The organism is Limosilactobacillus agrestimuris (assembly GCF_943193105.1).
GTDB lineage: Bacteria > Bacillota > Bacilli > Lactobacillales > Lactobacillaceae > Limosilactobacillus > Limosilactobacillus agrestimuris.
Map to the genome: position 1 here is coordinate 104,282 of NZ_CALPCW010000003.1, position 16,444 is coordinate 120,725.

Below are 16,444 nucleotides of genomic sequence, written 5' to 3' on the forward strand. Positions count from 1 at the left end.
GACAAAATTATTTAATTCCATTATAAAGTAAAAGAGTGTGATTTTAGATCAATTGATCGATTATCATACTCTTTTAGTATTTATTGTCCTTTTTTAATAAGTCGGTGTTTGATTTCACCCTTAATATTTTCAATAAAGTGAACAGAAAGGGGTAATTGCTCAATTTTATTTGCTGTCCATTCTGTTAATACTTGCTTGAAATTGCTGTTTCGATCAATGGCGACAATCCCACAGTCACCACCACCGGCACCTGATGTTTTAGCTGCACCGCCAAAATCTTCAGCTATTTGACAAAGCTTGTTAAGGATTGGGGTTTCAATGTGAACACCGGAATTAGTTCCTAATTGTTTTAGTAACTCACGATTATAACGGATTTCATTTTTAATTGCCTCTAAGTCAGCATTATGGAAACCGTCAACCATCCGTTGAATACAGTGCTTACTTTCTTCTAGGAATTGGTGATATTCTTTTTGCTGACGTGCCTTAAATAGTGAGATTTTATCTACCAACTGTGAAGTAGAGGCAGGTTTTCCAGTCCAGCCGATAAGAAGTTGGAGGTTGCTTGGCGCCTTTAGTGACTCAATTTTTAAATCGGGCCAAGGAAGGTCAATAAGAGTTCGCAAATCAAGGTACTTTCTTTGTTGGGCGAGCCATTGGCGATCAAATGAATGGTAAGCGATCCAACCACCGTAAACAGAAGCGGCAACATCACCCAGTGAACCGTTTCCCTGAACTTCAAAGTGGGCAATGGCAGCTAACTTAAAAATTTCATCTTTTGTTACTGGAAGGTTGTAAAAACGGCAAAGGGCCTTAACCGTGGCAACGGTAACGGCAGCCGACGAACCAAGCCCGTACTTCTTTCCAGATTCACTATCAAGTTGACTATCGATATGAAGATCAAAAATTCGTAATTCACGAGCGAAGGCCCGTGCGTATTCTTCAGTTACCTTAATTGCAGATAGAATATACGAAAATGGGTTGTCACGATTATCGACAACCATTTGTTCTCCAAGGCGGTGCCATTGTAAAGCGTTGTTATGGTATTGGCGGCTGATAATTCGACCAACTTCTGCGGCGCTTTCCTCAATTGAACAGGTAACAAATTGATCCAGTGCTACTAAAATCGCTGGATAACCATTTTCAACAACAGCATATTCACCGGCAATATAAAGTTTGCCAGGTGCTTTTTCAGTAATCAATCTTACATAACCTCTCAATCAAATCCTATTTACTAATAATTTTTACCCCTGGTCCAGGTTTTGATACGATAAGCTTTTCTTGACCAAAAAGCTTCCCCAAGTATTCAATGATTTTTGAACGATTCTTTCGGTCATAAATTACCTTTACGTTCGGACCAGCATCCATAGTATAGTAACAACTAATTCCTTGAGAGCGCAAGTCATTAATTGCTTGGATTGCACGAATGGTCTCACCGTTAAAGTAAGTGTATCCTGGATCAGCAGAAAGGGTGAGTGCATGCATCCGCAAGGCATTTTCCTCAGCAATATGACCAATTTGGTCGATGTCTTGATTATTGATAGCTTTTTTCATTGCTACCATGTCATGAGCAACTACTTTATGCCATGCAGGATAATAGGGCGATGTTTCAACACTTGATTGCATCCCTTGCCGACTTGAAACTTTCTTTTTGGAAGTATTAAGGAGGAGTGCAATCATTTCAATTCCAAAATCAACATTTTCCATAATTGGTTCCGCAAAGGAGGTGAGATCATCCGTTCCTCGATGCCACTCAACAAGCCCCCCATAAATGGAGCGCGTGGCTGATCCAGAGCCTCGGCGAGCTAAACGGGAAAGATCACGGCGATCCAGTTCCAGTCCAGCAGCTTTACTGGCAGCGGTTGCCAATGCTGCAAATGCTGAAGCAGAAGAAGCTAATCCTGCCGAGACTGGAACGTGGTTAGTGGAAATGACATTAGCATAGCTGTTTTTTTCGCTCATTTTCCTGATAATATTAAGGAAATTAATGACTTTGTCAGCTACATGACCAGTAACTACATGGCCATCAATTTCAATATGATCCGCAGTTAGGTCATCCCGAAATTCTACACTGGTATCAGCATAAAATTCGTTTAGCGTTAGTGAAAGACTATCCGTTTGCGGAATGATCAATTTTTGGTCCTTTTTCCCCCAGTACTTAACTAATGCGATGTTAGTATGTGCACGCGCAGTAATCATTAATTGCTTTCCTCCGTATCCCCAAGTGGTTGTAACCATACCTGTTGAGCACCACTATCTTTTAAAATTCCTGCTAGTTTTCGGGCACCAAGAGCAGTCTTAGTAAGTGCAAACATACAGCCACCGCGACCACCACCCGTTAATTTGGCGCCTAATGCACCATTACGATTAGCAGTAACGATTAAATTTTCAAGGTGTGGTTCGCTTACTTTTAATGCTTTTAAATCGTTTTGGGCACTATTTAAGGCGATTCCTAAACTCATACTTTCGTCGTTCTTTAGGTAATCCCTTGTTAAATTGACCAATTTACCAAGGTGGTTAATATGGGTTTGTGCACTATCGTGATTGGTCTTTAATTCATTTTTAACCGCATCAATCGCTTCTTTAGTTGCTCCCTTAATTCCTGTATCAGCGATTACCATAGTCGCATGGAGGTTCATTTTTAAGGCGACTCCTTCTTTACCTTTGATAAAGTAGAGGGGAGAAGTTGAACTGACGGTTGCGGCGTCCAAACCAGATGGACTTCGGTGGGTTACTTTTTCTTCAATATCAGCAAGTTGTAGCAGTAATTCGCGGCTTAATTGTTCTTCGTATAAATCAAAAAAGGCACGAACGATTGCGATCGCTGTTGCTGCAGATGATCCCATACCTCGTTCTGCCGGTAATTGGCTTTCAATTGTCATTACCCATTGGTCGCTTTCACCATTAAAACGATGCATTAGTGAAGAGATCAATCGTTGAACTCCCGCCATTTTTTCCGGTAACTTGTTTAATGGTCCCGTAAAATAACGGCTTTTAATTTGGTGACCACCCTTATCTGCACGATCAATAGTTACTGTTAATGTAATGTCAGGGAGAGGAAGGGCAATTGCTGGTTCACCGTAGACAACGCTGTGCTCGCCCATTAGGATTATTTTGGCATGACTGTGACCGATTCCTTGTTCTTTCACATCAAAACCTACTTTCTTCGTAAAATACCATTATTAATAATAGCGTAAATTTATTGATTTGCCAAAGGACTGCGGCAATTGTTACTATAATTTAAAAAACGAATGGTGTATCATAATAACAGAACTTTGATCGAATAAATAACGAAACATGGTGATATTTTGTCAACAACGATAAAACGCCGGCAAAAAGGAAAGAATACTCGCGGACCAATATATTCAGTCGTTGATTTGGAGACAACCGGGACAAGTGTTAATCATGGCGACCGAATTATCCAGGTTGGTTGTATCCTTGTTCAAGATGGCGAAATCATTAATCATTTTGAAACCAAAATTAATCCGCAGACGACTATTCCACGACAGATTACACAATTAACTGGAATCAAGAATAGTGATGTCCGTCATGCACCGCTTTTTGACGATGTTGCGGGAACACTCTATAGTCTTCTAAGTGGAACGATTTTTGTTGCCCATAATGTTAATTTTGATTTTCCGTTTTTGAACGCAGAGTTAGAACGAGCGGGCTACCCTTCTTTGTCAATTGAAGCAATTGATACGGTAACTTTGAGTCAAATCCTCATGCCTACTGCAAAGAGTTACCGCTTACGGGATCTGACTAGTTCATTGTCCATTGAACACGATCATCCCCACAGCGCGGTTTCGGATGCTGAGGCTACTGCCCACTTATTAGTTGACTTGATGAAACGGTTACGGGAATTACCAACTTTAACTCTTGAAAAGTTGGTTGAGCTTAAATTAAATTTACCTCAGCAAACGACGATGATCCTCAATAAAGAGTTGGAACTACGGGTAACTAATCCTTTGCCATTATCTGATGATCTATACGTCAGTCACGGAATCGTTCTCCATAAGGTTCGCCCGGCAACAAGTCAAGGTAAAGTCGTGAATGTTCGTTACCCATCAACTAAGCGGGCTAAACTAAAATTATATGAAGAAATGTTGAAATTTCGGCCTACCCAGTCGAAGATGATGAATAGCATTTATAATAACTATACTCACGATGCACCTAAGTCAATGATTGTTGAAGCTGGTACCGGAACCGGAAAAACACTTGGTTACCTTCTTCCATTAGCTTATGTGGCATATCCTAATAAAAAAATTGTTGTAAGTACTGCTACTAATCTTTTGCAGCAACAGATTGCTCAGAAGGCAATGAAACAATTAAACCGTATTCTTCCGTTTGAATTAAATGGGGTTGTGGTGAAGGGAAATTCTCATTACCTTGACCTTGCTAAGTTTGTTCATTCACTAAGTATTATCGAAGACTCTGACTATGTTCAATTAATCAAGGCAAAGATCCTTGTATGGTTATTGGGGACGACTAGTGGCGACCTGGATGAACTGAATTTAAATGCTCAACGCTCTCCTTATTTTGCAGAGATCCGCCATCAGGGAGTAAAAACTCTGCGTGAGGATAATGAATTTTATAAAGACGACTTCTTAATTCGTCGGCAAAAACAATTGCATACGGCAAATGTGATCATTACTAACCATTCCTACTTAGTTGACCATGCTCAAGAGTTAGGGGATGGTACTCGTCGACCTTACTTAATAGTTGATGAGGCTCAGCATTTAAGTGAAAGTATTCTTCGTCGGTCGCGCCAGACCCTTGACTTCCAAAATATCCGAACTGTAATTCATGTTTTGGAGAATTTGGTTAGTAACAATCAGGAACGTAATCTGACAAATATTTTTGAAGAGCATGCTCTTGGCTCATATAATGTTGAATTACTAAGGGATGATTTATGTGCCCTGAATGAGGCCAATGATGCCTTTCAACAAGCACTCTACCGTCAGTTTATGCTTAATATCCAAAGTAACCCTAATGAATTGATTGAACAGCCATTGAATAACCAACAACTCTTATCATTATTAACGCCAACTAGTAAGCCAATAATGCAATTAGAACAGGCCCTAGCAAGTATCCAGCTTCACTTTGTAGCATTACGGCATCTTTTTGAACAGCAGGCTGATCGGTGGCTCTTTAGTGATCGGTATTTAATGAGTCAGTTCCAAAGTCAATGGTTGGTTCTTGCTGATGCCGATAATAAGCTTCATCAATTTATTGGAACTCTTGAAGAGCGAGGAAGTTCAGCCGCTTTTTGGCTTACTGTTCAACAATCCACTGAACATAGCTCAATGAAACTCAGTGGTGGTCTTTTGACAGCTAACCACTTTTTAACGGAGAACGTTTATCCATACTTTGCTCAACCGTTATTCGTTGGTGCGACCCTCTTTACTTCAAGTCGTTCAAATTACTTGTACGAGCAATTAGATTTAGAGAGGTCCCAGACACTTCAAAAGCGATTTGCTTCACCATTTAACTATGCAGAAAGGGCAAAGTTATTGATTGCTAAAGATGCACCTACCCCTAACCGAACCAATAATGAAGAATATATTCACTATCTTGCCCAAACAATTTACGATCTATGCAAAGATAACGAATGTCAAACGATGATTCTTTTCAATTCACTGGTAACGATTGAACAGGTTTATAGTCAACTTAAAGAAACTGATCTGTTTAATCAACGCGATATTTTGGCACAGGGAATTACCGGGCGACGAGAAAAACTTTTAAAACAGTTTGCGAGTGGGACAAGTTCAATTTTACTTGGTGCATCTAGTTTTTGGGAAGGAATTGACTTGCCTAAGAATAATTTGGAGTTATTGATTGTTACTCGTTTGCCATTTGATTCACCAGATGAGATTATGAATCGGGCTTATAATGACTTGCTGAAACGTGAAGGTAAAAATCCTTTTTATCATTCTTCACTTCCTAAAGCAACGATGAGACTTCAACAAGGAATTGGTCGACTATTGCGAACCCCTGAAGACTTTGGAGTTGGCGTAATTCTTGATTCAAGGATTAGTACTCGGCGATACGGATATTCAATGTTAAAGAATCTGCCTAAGGGTTTGCCGGTGGAGGAATTGCCAACAGCTAAAGTAGTGGAAAGTACCAAAATTTTTTTAAAAAAGCAGCGGACAAATAACGAAAGCAAGAAATTTCTGGTATAATTTTTAAGATTAATAAATTTAAAGAGGGGAAGTTACATGCAAAGTCGTCGTGAGGTCCAGCGTGACAAACAAAATCGTTCTACTGGACAAACGATTCGTAATCTTTTAATTGTCATTGTGGCAATTATTGTTATTATGGGGATCTTTTACCTCATTAGTAATCAGCCACGTTCAGCAGCCAGACGACAAACGGTTTCCATTGCAAAAAAGTATGCTCACCTCAAAGATCCAGGTAGCTTCTACATTTACAATCGTGAAAGCACTTATTACACCATCGCAGGAAAGAATGATAAAGATCAGCCGATTTTGGTAGTTGTTCCTCAGCATGGTGGGAACGTTCGGGTGTTGAAACAAAATAGTGGTCTGACAGCACAGCAAGTAATTCAACAAGTTCGCCAAGACCATAATCCACAAAAAGTCTTAAAAGCAGCTCCTGGAGTTTTTAATGATAAGGTGGTCTGGGAGGTTACTTACCGTAATCAAAAAGGCCAATTATGTTATGAATTAGTTAACTTTAAGACAGGTAAAGTTATTCAATCAATTAATAATCTGTAATTTATAAAGATAGGGGGACGATCCTTGATCGCTACATCCTTATCTTTTTTGGTTAAACTTATTAAGGGGGTTCGTAATGACTGAAAATAATCCGTTAGTTCAATACCTTAATGCTGGGGAGACGACTATTAGTAATATTATTCTTCATCATTATCATGAATTGGGGATGTCAACAGCTCAGTTAGTTGTCTACCTTGAATTTAAATCCTACCTTGATCGTGGGATTATCGATCCCGACATTCGTCAAATTGCGCGCCACCTTCAAACGGATGAAAATCAGGTCTTTGATCTTTTACATCAAATGATGAGCAATAAGCTGGTTGTCCAACAGATGCGAAAATTAGCTGATGGGAAGGAAGACGCCTTTTGGGATTTTACGCCACTAATTAATAAAATTGGTGCCTTTAATGAACAAGAAGCGGTTGAAAAGGTTGAGACTAAAAATAGTAATCAACGAAAGACGACGTTTAATAAGATTGAAGCTGAAGTTGGTCGACCATTATCGCCAATGGAAATGCAGATCGTTAATGATTGGATTGACCGTGATCATTATCAAGGAGCAATCATTGATCTAGCGTTAAGGCAAGCGGTAATGAACAATGCTTTGAGCCTTCAGTATATGGATCGAATCTTAAGAAATTGGTCCAGGCAGGGGCTAAAATCGGTTCACGATGTTCAGGAACATGAACGTCAATTTGAAGAACAAAAATCACAAAATAGTTATTCACACCAAGAATCAAGAAAAATTCAGGGGCCTAAAATCCCAATTTTTAATTTGAATACTCAACAGAAAAATAAATAATTTATGAGGAAGAAGGGTACTTTATGGTGAAGAAAACAAGTAATCCGATAATGAAGGGGATTATCATTGCGGCAACTGCATCAATAATGTGGGGGATTTCGGGGACAACTCTCCAGCTAATATCCCAGAACTTAGCAATTCCAGCGACATGGATGCTTTCTATTCGAACATTTGCGGCCGGAATTATTTTGCTTGTAATTAGTGGCTTTATGTACGGAAAAAGGACTTTTAATGTTTTTAAGCATCGTGATACGACAATTTCTGTCATTACTTATGCAATCTTTGGGTTAATGGCTAACCTCTTGACTTTCTACTATTCAATTCAAACTGGGAACGCTTCTGCTTCAACTATCTTGCAGTACCTTTCACCACTATTTATTGTTATTGGGGGAGTTATCTTTAAACACCGTCGACCTTTCCGGAGTGATTTGATTGCCTTTGGATTAGCATTAATTGGAGTTTTCTTCGCATTGACTAAGGGAAACTTCACTCAGCTAGATATTCCAATGGACTCACTATTGTGGGGATTAGGTTCAGGGATTACAGCAGCCTTTTACGTTGTTTTGCCGCAAAAGGCCGCTGATTCTAACCCACCAGTTGTTGTACTTGGTTGGGGGACGATCATTGCTAGTCTCCTATTTAATATTTACCGGCCATTTTGGGTTAATCCACCACAAATCAGCGGTGAACTGGTTGCCTCTGTAGCAACAGTTGTTCTTTTTGGTACAATCTTGCCTTTTAGTTTACTAATGATTGCTACTCGTTATGCGGCTTCAGATGTTGTTAGTATTATGGATGCATTACAGCCGATTACAACTTCATTATTGAGTGTAATCTTCTTTAACCTCCACTTGACCTTAGTTGAAGTTCTTGGGATCGCATTAGTTATCATTGCGGTTTATGTTCTTCAAGCAGGGAGGAAGAAGAAACTAGAAACTAATATAGATATTGATTAATTTAAAAATAAAAAGAGTTCGGAATTTTCCGAACTCTTTTTATTTAACTAATTAGTAATTAATTAGTTGTTTTGAAGCTTGGCCATACCATTCTTTGCAACCTTTTCAAGGGCAGCAGCAGAAGCATCCATAGCCTTCTTTTCACGATCATCCAATGGGACTTCAATAACCTTGTCAATACCGTTTGCAGAAATAACTGCTGGAGTACCGATGTAAAGGTCGTTGATACCATATTCACCGTTCATTGGGGCACCAACTGGCAATACGGCATGTTCGTCACGTAAGATAGCGCGAGTAATCCGCATTAAGCAAGTTGCAACACCGTAGAAGGTAGCACCCTTACGGTTAATGATTTCGTAAGCCTTGTTACGAACGTCATCTTCGATCTTAAGTAATTGATCCATTGAAACATTGTTTTCCTTAGCAATGTCAAGAAGTGGCTTACCACCGATAGTTGCACTTGAGTAAGCGGCAAATTCGGAGTCACCGTGTTCAGCAAGAATGTTTGCTGAAACGTCACGTGGGTCAACGTTGAACAACTTAGCCAAAGCAATCCGAAGACGTGATGAGTCAAGTGAAGTACCTGAACCAATAACCTTGTTCTTTGGGAAGCCTGAAAGCTTTTGAACAGCGTAAGTTAAGATATCAACTGGGTTAGCAGCGATTAAGAAGATCCCGTTGAATCCAGACTTAACGATTGGTTCAACAACTGACTTCATGATCTTAAGGTTCTTGTCAACCAATTGAAGACGAGTTTCGCCTGGCTTTTGTGGTGCACCAGCAGTGATAACAACTAAGTCAGCATCCTTGCAAGTGTCGTAATCAGCAGAGTAGATTTGCTTTGGTGCAGTGAAGACAGTAGCATCTTCAAGATCCAAAGCGTCACCTTCAGTACGCTTCTTAACAAGATCAACAATTGCTAATTCTTCAGCTAAACCTTGTTGTACTAATGCGTAAGCGTAACTTGAACCTACGGCACCGTCACCAACAAGAACAACTTTTTGATGATTCTTTGACATAATTAAACAGTCTCCCTTTCATCTAGTAAATATGCTATTTGAGATTTCTCTCACATGATTAATTATAACATTCCATGTGAAAAAAGCTATTAAATTTAGAATTATTGTCGTTTTTTATCTATATTAATCAATAATTAACCGTAATCATGATTGAAAACTACCAATTATAATAACTAGAATTGCAATAATGATTGCTGGAATTAATAGGATGTGAAAAATAAAGCCAATTGCAAGAATTACTAAAAGTAACCCCAAAATTTTAAGGGTGAAAAGGCCTAATTTCCATAAGATCCATAAGAATAATAATGTGATTAGAATCCCCAACCTTATTAACCTCCTAAGCTTAAAAGATGAAGGTATTATAGCATTTTTAAAATTTAAAAGATTAATTCTGGTTAACCTTTTGCACAATCTTAACCATGTGATAAAATAGAACATATGTTAATGATTTGATTATATAAAGGAGGAGGTGGTTACCGTGTTGAATCAAACGAAGCGTTTTATGCGTGACAACGACTTAATGTATAAAAAAGAATACATTCGGCCGATGATGACACCTCAGCATGTGTACGTTTTCCGTTTCGGTAAACATCGGTTGAACAATCGGGTAATCATTCGCTACTCCCATACATGGACCGGGCGACTGAGAATTAATGAAATTGATGTTCGCCTGCACCACCAACATCATCCGCGGATTTTTAAAACTGAGGCTGACTTAATCGAGTATTTAAAGAGTCACTTTGGTAATAAGGGTGATAAGGAGAAACAATCGCAGCCTGTTGATTTTGAAACTGAAGAATAGGTGAGCGAGATATTGTGACCATCATGTTGGTGGTCACTTTTTATTTATAAAAGGAGAAGAATATGGATTGGACAGCAATAAAAGTTATTACCTCTAGTGAAGCGGTAGAAGCAGTAAGTTATATTTTAACTAGTGAAGGGGCAGTTGGGGTCCAGATTGATGATGCTAAAGATTTCGCTAATTTAAAGCCAGGACGTTATGGTAAACATGGCAAGATTATTGATCCCAAAGAGATTCCTCACCGTGAAAGTGGGGCTGCAGTAACGGGATATTTCCCGCAAAATGTTTTCGTTCCAGAATTAGTTTCAACAATCCAGGAGAAAGTAGATAAATTAAAGGACTATCAACTTGATCCGGGAGCAGGACTTGTTGTTTCAGAAGCCGTCAATAATAAAGATTGGGCAACCGTTTGGCAAAAGTACTATCATCCATTACGCGTGACTAATCAGTTAACGATTGTCCCTCAATGGGAAAATTATCAACCGCAATCTGCTAATGAAAAATTAATCATTTTGGATCCAGGAATGGCCTTTGGAACAGGAACACACCCGACGACACGGTTGATGTTAGAAGCATTAGAAATCGTGGTTCGTGGTGGTGAATCAATGATTGATGTTGGGACCGGTTCAGGAGTCTTAAGCATTGCAGCTAAGCAACTCGGTGTTGGTAAGGTGAAGGCTTACGATATTGATGAAATTGCTGTTCGTTCCGCAAAGAAGAATATTGCCTTAAATCCAGTTGCAGCTGATGTAAAAGTTGGTGTTAATAGTTTGCTCGATGGTATCCACACTCAAGAAGATCTAATTGTTGCTAATATTCTTGCTGAAATTATTGTTCCATTAGTACCACAAGCTTTTGAGAATTTAAAACCAGGTGGTCAGTTCCTTGCTTCCGGAATTATTAAGGATAAAGTAGCTCTAGTAGAACAAGAATTAACGAAACATCACTTTATTGTTGATCAGAAGTTACGAATGAAGGACTGGTACGGGATCATCGCCCATAAGCCAGTAGAAGGTGAAGAATAATGCAACGCTACTTTATAGATCAAGCGAAGACGGAAGGAAAGGTTAATCTGCCACAAAATATGGCTCATCACCTTATCACCGTCCTTCGTGCAACTATTGGTACTAAATTTGAATTAGTGTTCGCGGATCGCCAGGCTTACCTTGCTGAATTGGCTTCTATAAAACCGGATGCAACAGCTAAACTTATAAAAGAAATTGGTAAGGATAGTGAACTTCCTGTAGAAGTAATTCTTGCGTGCGGCTTACCGAAAACTAAGGAGAAGCCAGAATTAATCGTTCAAAAAGGAACGGAGCTTGGTGCTAGCAAAATTGTATTTTTTGAAGCTGAGCGTTCGATTAGTCATTGGAATAGTCAGAAGCAATCACGAAAGATTGCCCGTCTTCAGAAAATTGCCGACGCTGCTGCTGAACAATCGCACCGGAATGTTAAACCATGGGTTGAATATTGTCCTTCGCTAAAGAAATTACTTGCTAACTATCCAGCAACTACTAGAATGGTTGCGTGGGAAGAATCGGCAAAGGAGGGAGAGAGTAGTCGTCTTTTCCAGTCCTTGTCTAAGTTAGCTAAGGGTGATTCGGTCTTGGCAATTTTTGGACCTGAAGGTGGCTTAAGTTCAGCAGAAATTGACGTAATGGAAGAAAATAAAGTGATTCCTGTTGGACTAGGGCCACGAATTCTTCGTACCGAAACAGCCCCCTTATATTTTTTGGCAACCGTTTCATTTGTTACCGAATTGTCAGGGAATAACTGATAGTTTGTGGTACAATTATTCTCATCATATATGTATAGGAAGTTAGTTTATGGATTGGCTTAAAAAAGTTGAAAGTAAAACATGGATTGTTGTATGGGGATGGAGTATCTTTTTTGGGATTATCCTGCCACTTTTTAGTGATAAGGTTCATTTAATTCGTCGTGTATGGATGGTTGGCCTATTCCTATTCTTAATTAATATGCTTTTTAGTATTTGGCTTGGCCGATATATTGTAAAGCATAACTTGAAGTGGTGGAATATGCTGATATTTCCAATTCTATACCTCATCATTTCTTACTTATTCATGCCTAGATATACTATTTATTTTGCCTTATTTTACCTAGGAGTTACTTATTTGGCATGGTCAATTAATTCACAAAACCAAAAAGATTAATCTGGATAGGAGGGTGGCATATTGTCAGAAGTTAAAGAATTATCACATGAAGATGTCCTGAAGAAGGTTTCTTCATATATGAATGATGAACATGTTGTTTTGGTTGAACGGGCATACCGTTTTGCCTCTATTTGTCATCGTGATCAGCGGCGAAAATCAGGAGAACCGTACATTATCCACCCAATTCAAGTTGCTGGTATTTTGGCTGAGCTGCATATGGATCCAGAAACTGTCTGTGCTGGATACCTTCATGATATTGTTGAAGATACTGGAGCAACTTTAGACGATATTAAAGAGATCTTTGGGCCGACAATTGCCCTAATTGTTGATGGTGATACTAAGTTAGGGAAGATTCAGTATAAGTCAAACAAGGAGCAAATGGCTGCTACTCACCGGAAACTACTCCTTGCAATGTCGAAAGATATCCGGGTGATGATTGTCAAACTTGCTGATCGGCTTCATAATATGCGGACTTTACAGCATTTACGGCCCGATAAGCAACGACGAATTTCAAATGAAACGCTGGAAATTTATGCACCGATTGCTGATCGACTAGGAATTAGCACTATTAAGTGGGAATTAGAAGATCTTTCTCTCCGCTACCTTAATCCACAACAATATTACCGAATTGTTCACTTGATGAATTCACGGCGAGATCAGCGAGTAGAATACATTGATGAAGCGATCGCAGAAATTAAAAGAGCGATTAGTGATCTTAAATTAGGTTCAGATGTTGAAATCTACGGTAGGCCCAAGCATATTTATTCAATCTACAGGAAGATGGTTAATCAACATAAGCAGTTTAGTCAAATCTACGACTTGCTTGCTGTGCGGATTGTTGTTGACTCAATTCGGGATTGCTATGCCGCATTAGGAGCGATCCATACTAATTGGAAGCCAATGCCAGGTAGGTTTAAGGATTATATTGCGATGCCTAAGGCTAACGGTTACCAATCTTTACATACCACAATTATGGGACCTGGTGGTAAACCACTTGAAGTTCAAATAAGAACACATCACATGCACCAGGTTGCAGAATATGGGGTTGCTGCTCACTGGGCATACAAGGAAGGGAAGACCAATGGTGTTCAGCAAACTCGTGATAGTCAAAAGTTAAACGTCGTCAAGGAAATTCTTGAGTTACGGAGTGAAAGTAACGGTACTGACGAATTTATGCAGGGCGTTCAGAGTGATATTTTTGCCGATAAGGTTTACGCTTTTACACCCAAGGGTGATGTGATTGAACTGCCGCAAGGTTCGGGACCACTTGATATGGCCTACCAAATCCATACTGAAGTTGGTAATCATACGACTGGGGCCAAGGTTAACGGGCGGATTGTGCCGTTAGACTATGAAATCAAAACGGGAGATATTGTTGATATTTTGACATCATCTTCTTCTGCTGGCCCGAGCCGTGACTGGCTTGATTTAGTTTCTACACGGCGAGCACGGAATAAGATTCGTCAATTCTTCAGGGCTCATGATCGAGAAAAGAATATTGAGGAAGGAAAACAAATGCTTGAACGAGAAATTCGTGAAGCAGGATTTGATCCATTCTCGTTAATGACTGAAGAAAAGATCGAAGAAGTGGCAAAACAAATGCACTACCAAACTAGTGACGATATGTTTGCTGCAATTGGCTTTGGTGATCTAGCTCCGGTTGGGGTACGTAATCGTTTTACCGCTGACGTACGGAAAAAAGAGGAAGATTCACGTAAGCAGGCTGCTGAGAAGGCAGTTCTTGAAGATCATGCCACCCTTGAAAAACCTGACCAACGTGAACAAAAAAAACAGGCTAAAGAGACAAGTGATGGAATTATCGTTGAGGGTGTCGATAACCTATTAACACGGTTGAGTCATTGCTGTAGTCCAGTTCCTGGTGATGAAATTGTTGGTTACATTACTAAGGGACGTGGGGTTTCCGTTCACCGTGCGGATTGTCCAAATATTAAGGCTGCTGAAAAGAGCGGTCAACGGATTATCCATGTTTACTGGGCAAATCCAAACGGTGATAAGACGAATTATAATTCTAACATTGAAGTTCAGGGTTATAACCGAAGTGGCCTTTTAAATGATGTTTTACGTTCGGTAAATAACACGACGAAATTCCTAAACTCAGTCAACGGGAAAGCCGACCACAATAAGATGGTTACTATTAGCATGACAATTGGTGTTCGTAATCTTCAACAATTACAGTTTATTATGGATTCATTAAAGAATATTAAGGATGTTTACGTGGTTAAACGGACTATTCGTTAGGGGGAAAATATCAATGCGAGTTGTTTTGCAAAAGGTGAACCATGCTTCAGTTTCGATTGATGGTGAAGTAGTTGGTGCAATTAAGCGCGGTTACATGTTGCTAGTTGGTTTTGCTCCTGATGATAGGGATGAGCAGTTAGACTACCTTGTTCACAAAATTGTCAATCTGCGGGTCTTTGAAGATGAAAATGGAAAGATGAATAAGGGACTTCAGGATGTAGATGGCTCAATCCTTTCGATTTCTCAGTTCACTTTATATGCAGATACTAAACATGGTAATCGTCCTGGATTTACAGGGGCTGCTCGTCCTGAAATCGCAGAACCGCTTTACCAGCGATTTAATGAAAAGTTAGCAGCAACTGGTGTTCATGTTGAAACGGGTCGCTTTGGTGCTAACATGAAGGTTGATTTAGAAAATGATGGGCCAACCACTATTATTTACGAGAAATAATAAGGGAATATGACAGAAGTTGTTTATATTCCTGCAAGTAAAAAGAGTTCCAAACTCGGTTTTTCCGCGTCTTGGAGCTCTTTTTAGATGAGATAATTCTATTATTATTGGTCTTTAATATTTATTGAGGATCTGGTCAACAGCTGGTCCGTAACTTTCACCGAATAAAATGAGGTGCATGCAAAGATAATAGAACCTGTACCAAGGAAGACGTTCGTTAATTCCAGGCTTAATTGGGTATGTATCATTGTAACCACGATAAAATTGTTCATCAAAGCCACCGAAAACTGTTGTCATTGCAAGATCAAATTCTCGGTCGCCATAAACACAGTCCGGATCAATTAAGTATGGTTGGTGTTCCTGGTTGAACATGAAATTCCCGGCCCATAGATCACCATGAAGAAGACTTGGTCGAACCTCAGTTGTTGAATAATAATTATCAAATTTTGCGACCATTTGGTCAAAGTGTATTTGCCGCCATTTATTCCACCGACCTGTTTTTATGGCTGCAGAGATTTCTGGCTTTAACCGTTGATTAATATAAAAATCGCGCCAACTAGGATTCCAATGGTTATTTTTAACTAATACTTTTGTCTGATGGTTATCTGGGAAACCAAATTCTTCATTTCTTTGTTGGTGCATTTTGGCAACTTCCTGACCAAGGGCGTATTGATCTCCGTAACCGTTAGTGATCCAATTAAGAACTAAGTAGGCGTCACCATCAATTTCGCCATGGGCAACTGGAGTGGGAACGTTAGCTACCTTACCGATTTCTTTTAGGCTAAGAATTTCGTGATCGAAGTATGACGATGGATGCTTAGGCTGGACCTTAATAAAGTACGTTGCGTTAGTAGTTGTAATTTGATAGGCAAGATTAATATCACCACCGCTAACCGGCTCGCAACTTATAATATTATTCAGGGGAAGTTGCGCTAACCAGTTGGTAGATAATTGTTGATTATTCAAAGTAAACACCTTCTCTTGATTTATATTTTAAACTTTTATTTTTATAAAACCAATTAAGTCATATCCCTATTGACTTTTTTTGTGAACTCGGGTAGGGTAAGAATGTAATTTTAATACTAATAGCCAATGAAAAAGAATGCTTATTCACCTTAGTCGATAGCGAGTGGGAATTGGTGGAAGCCCATGACGATTAGGTAGTAATTGACACTTTTGAGGCTGGACAATTTGTCCCGTCGATGTTCGACGTTATCTATGAGTGATACTAAGGTGGTACCGTGCTA

The 16,444-nt window shown here is 39.4% G+C and carries 15 protein-coding genes; 10 read left to right on the forward strand and 5 right to left on the reverse strand.

All coding sequences use genetic code 11. The annotated features are described in order from the left end of the window. Window positions 1-80 precede the first annotated feature (80 nt). The 3 genes from NFR46_RS03300 to mvk are packed head-to-tail and all read right to left on the reverse strand — an operon-like array spanning window position 81 to window position 3,146. Window positions 81-1,199, reverse strand: a complete 1,119-nt coding sequence (locus NFR46_RS03300; protein ID WP_251574673.1) for a phosphomevalonate kinase — start codon at window positions 1,197-1,199, stop codon at window positions 81-83. A gap of 25 nt (window positions 1,200-1,224) precedes the next feature. Continuing rightward, complete coding sequence (mvaD, locus tag NFR46_RS03305) at window positions 1,225-2,196, reverse strand: diphosphomevalonate decarboxylase (RefSeq protein WP_251574676.1); 972 nt, start codon at window positions 2,194-2,196, stop codon at window positions 1,225-1,227. Further along, window positions 2,196-3,146, reverse strand: a complete 951-nt coding sequence (gene mvk / locus NFR46_RS03310) for a mevalonate kinase (RefSeq protein ID WP_277612845.1) — start codon at window positions 3,144-3,146, stop codon at window positions 2,196-2,198. Before mvk ends, mvaD begins: the two co-directional genes overlap by 1 nt. 159 nt (window positions 3,147-3,305) lie before the next feature. Here mvk and NFR46_RS03315 point away from each other — a divergent pair, with 159 nt between their 5' ends. The 4 genes from NFR46_RS03315 (at window position 3,306) to NFR46_RS03330 (ending at window position 8,495) form a co-directional block, all read left to right on the forward strand. Beyond that, complete coding sequence (locus NFR46_RS03315; RefSeq protein ID WP_251574678.1) at window positions 3,306-6,182, forward strand: helicase C-terminal domain-containing protein; 2,877 nt, start codon at window positions 3,306-3,308, stop codon at window positions 6,180-6,182. Window positions 6,183-6,218: 36 nt separating this feature from the next. Next, window positions 6,219-6,737, forward strand: coding sequence for a cell wall elongation regulator TseB-like domain-containing protein (locus tag NFR46_RS03320; RefSeq protein ID WP_251574679.1), 519 nt, complete (start codon window positions 6,219-6,221; stop codon window positions 6,735-6,737). A 76-nt stretch (window positions 6,738-6,813) separates the two neighbouring features. Then, entirely contained in the window at window positions 6,814-7,539 is a 726-nt protein-coding gene (locus NFR46_RS03325; protein WP_251574681.1) for a DnaD domain-containing protein, read from the forward strand. Window positions 7,540-7,562: 23 nt separating this feature from the next. Beyond that, on the forward strand, window positions 7,563-8,495 hold the full coding sequence (locus tag NFR46_RS03330; protein ID WP_420908577.1) for a DMT family transporter: 933 nt from the start codon (window positions 7,563-7,565) through the stop codon (window positions 8,493-8,495). Window positions 8,496-8,557: 62 nt separating this feature from the next. On the opposite strand, the gene NFR46_RS03335 is transcribed toward NFR46_RS03330, so the two are convergent. Further along, the gene (locus NFR46_RS03335) at window positions 8,558-9,514 is read right to left on the reverse strand and encodes an L-lactate dehydrogenase (protein WP_251574683.1); all 957 of its coding nucleotides are present in this window, start codon (window positions 9,512-9,514) and stop codon (window positions 8,558-8,560) included. A 502-nt stretch (window positions 9,515-10,016) separates the two neighbouring features. Here NFR46_RS03335 and NFR46_RS03340 point away from each other — a divergent pair. From NFR46_RS03340 to dtd, 6 genes are all read left to right on the forward strand, one after another. After that, on the forward strand, window positions 10,017-10,316 hold the full coding sequence (locus tag NFR46_RS03340) for a hypothetical protein (RefSeq protein ID WP_191685074.1): 300 nt from the start codon (window positions 10,017-10,019) through the stop codon (window positions 10,314-10,316). A gap of 62 nt (window positions 10,317-10,378) precedes the next feature. Continuing rightward, the gene (gene prmA, locus NFR46_RS03345; RefSeq protein WP_251574684.1) at window positions 10,379-11,341 is read left to right on the forward strand and encodes a 50S ribosomal protein L11 methyltransferase; all 963 of its coding nucleotides are present in this window, start codon (window positions 10,379-10,381) and stop codon (window positions 11,339-11,341) included. Continuing rightward, window positions 11,341-12,093, forward strand: a complete 753-nt coding sequence (locus NFR46_RS03350; RefSeq protein ID WP_251574686.1) for a 16S rRNA (uracil(1498)-N(3))-methyltransferase — start codon at window positions 11,341-11,343, stop codon at window positions 12,091-12,093. Before prmA ends, NFR46_RS03350 begins: the two co-directional genes overlap by 1 nt. Window positions 12,094-12,142: 49 nt before the next feature. Next, complete coding sequence (locus NFR46_RS03355; RefSeq protein WP_251574688.1) at window positions 12,143-12,487, forward strand: hypothetical protein; 345 nt, start codon at window positions 12,143-12,145, stop codon at window positions 12,485-12,487. Between the two features lie 21 nt (window positions 12,488-12,508). Continuing rightward, window positions 12,509-14,746 (forward strand): RelA/SpoT family protein, encoded by a 2,238-nt coding sequence (locus tag NFR46_RS03360; protein WP_251574690.1) that lies wholly within the window; start codon window positions 12,509-12,511, stop codon window positions 14,744-14,746. A 13-nt stretch (window positions 14,747-14,759) separates the two neighbouring features. Next, window positions 14,760-15,197, forward strand: a complete 438-nt coding sequence (gene dtd / locus NFR46_RS03365; protein WP_251574694.1) for a D-aminoacyl-tRNA deacylase — start codon at window positions 14,760-14,762, stop codon at window positions 15,195-15,197. 114 nt (window positions 15,198-15,311) lie between these two features. On the opposite strand, the gene NFR46_RS03370 is transcribed toward dtd, so the two are convergent. Beyond that, a complete protein-coding gene (locus NFR46_RS03370) occupies window positions 15,312-16,163 on the reverse strand; it encodes a fructosamine kinase family protein (protein ID WP_251574696.1) in 852 nt (283 codons plus the stop codon). Window positions 16,164-16,444: the final 281 nt, after the last annotated feature.

Coding starts and splice junctions, on each gene's coding strand:
- NFR46_RS03320 (WP_251574679.1), top strand. CDS start 6,219: ATGCAAAGTCGTCGTGAGGTCCAGCGTGACAAACAAAATCGTTCTACT.
- NFR46_RS03350 (WP_251574686.1), top strand. CDS start 11,341: ATGCAACGCTACTTTATAGATCAAGCGAAGACGGAAGGAAAGGTTAAT.
- NFR46_RS03325 (WP_251574681.1), top strand. CDS start 6,814: ATGACTGAAAATAATCCGTTAGTTCAATACCTTAATGCTGGGGAGACG.
- prmA (WP_251574684.1), top strand. CDS start 10,379: ATGGATTGGACAGCAATAAAAGTTATTACCTCTAGTGAAGCGGTAGAA.
- NFR46_RS03330 (WP_420908577.1), top strand. CDS start 7,563: ATGGTGAAGAAAACAAGTAATCCGATAATGAAGGGGATTATCATTGCG.
- NFR46_RS03335 (WP_251574683.1), bottom strand. CDS start 9,514: ATGTCAAAGAATCATCAAAAAGTTGTTCTTGTTGGTGACGGTGCCGTA.
- dtd (WP_251574694.1), top strand. CDS start 14,760: ATGCGAGTTGTTTTGCAAAAGGTGAACCATGCTTCAGTTTCGATTGAT.
- mvaD (WP_251574676.1), bottom strand. CDS start 2,196: ATGATTACTGCGCGTGCACATACTAACATCGCATTAGTTAAGTACTGG.
- NFR46_RS03340 (WP_191685074.1), top strand. CDS start 10,017: ATGCGTGACAACGACTTAATGTATAAAAAAGAATACATTCGGCCGATG.
- NFR46_RS03355 (WP_251574688.1), top strand. CDS start 12,143: ATGGATTGGCTTAAAAAAGTTGAAAGTAAAACATGGATTGTTGTATGG.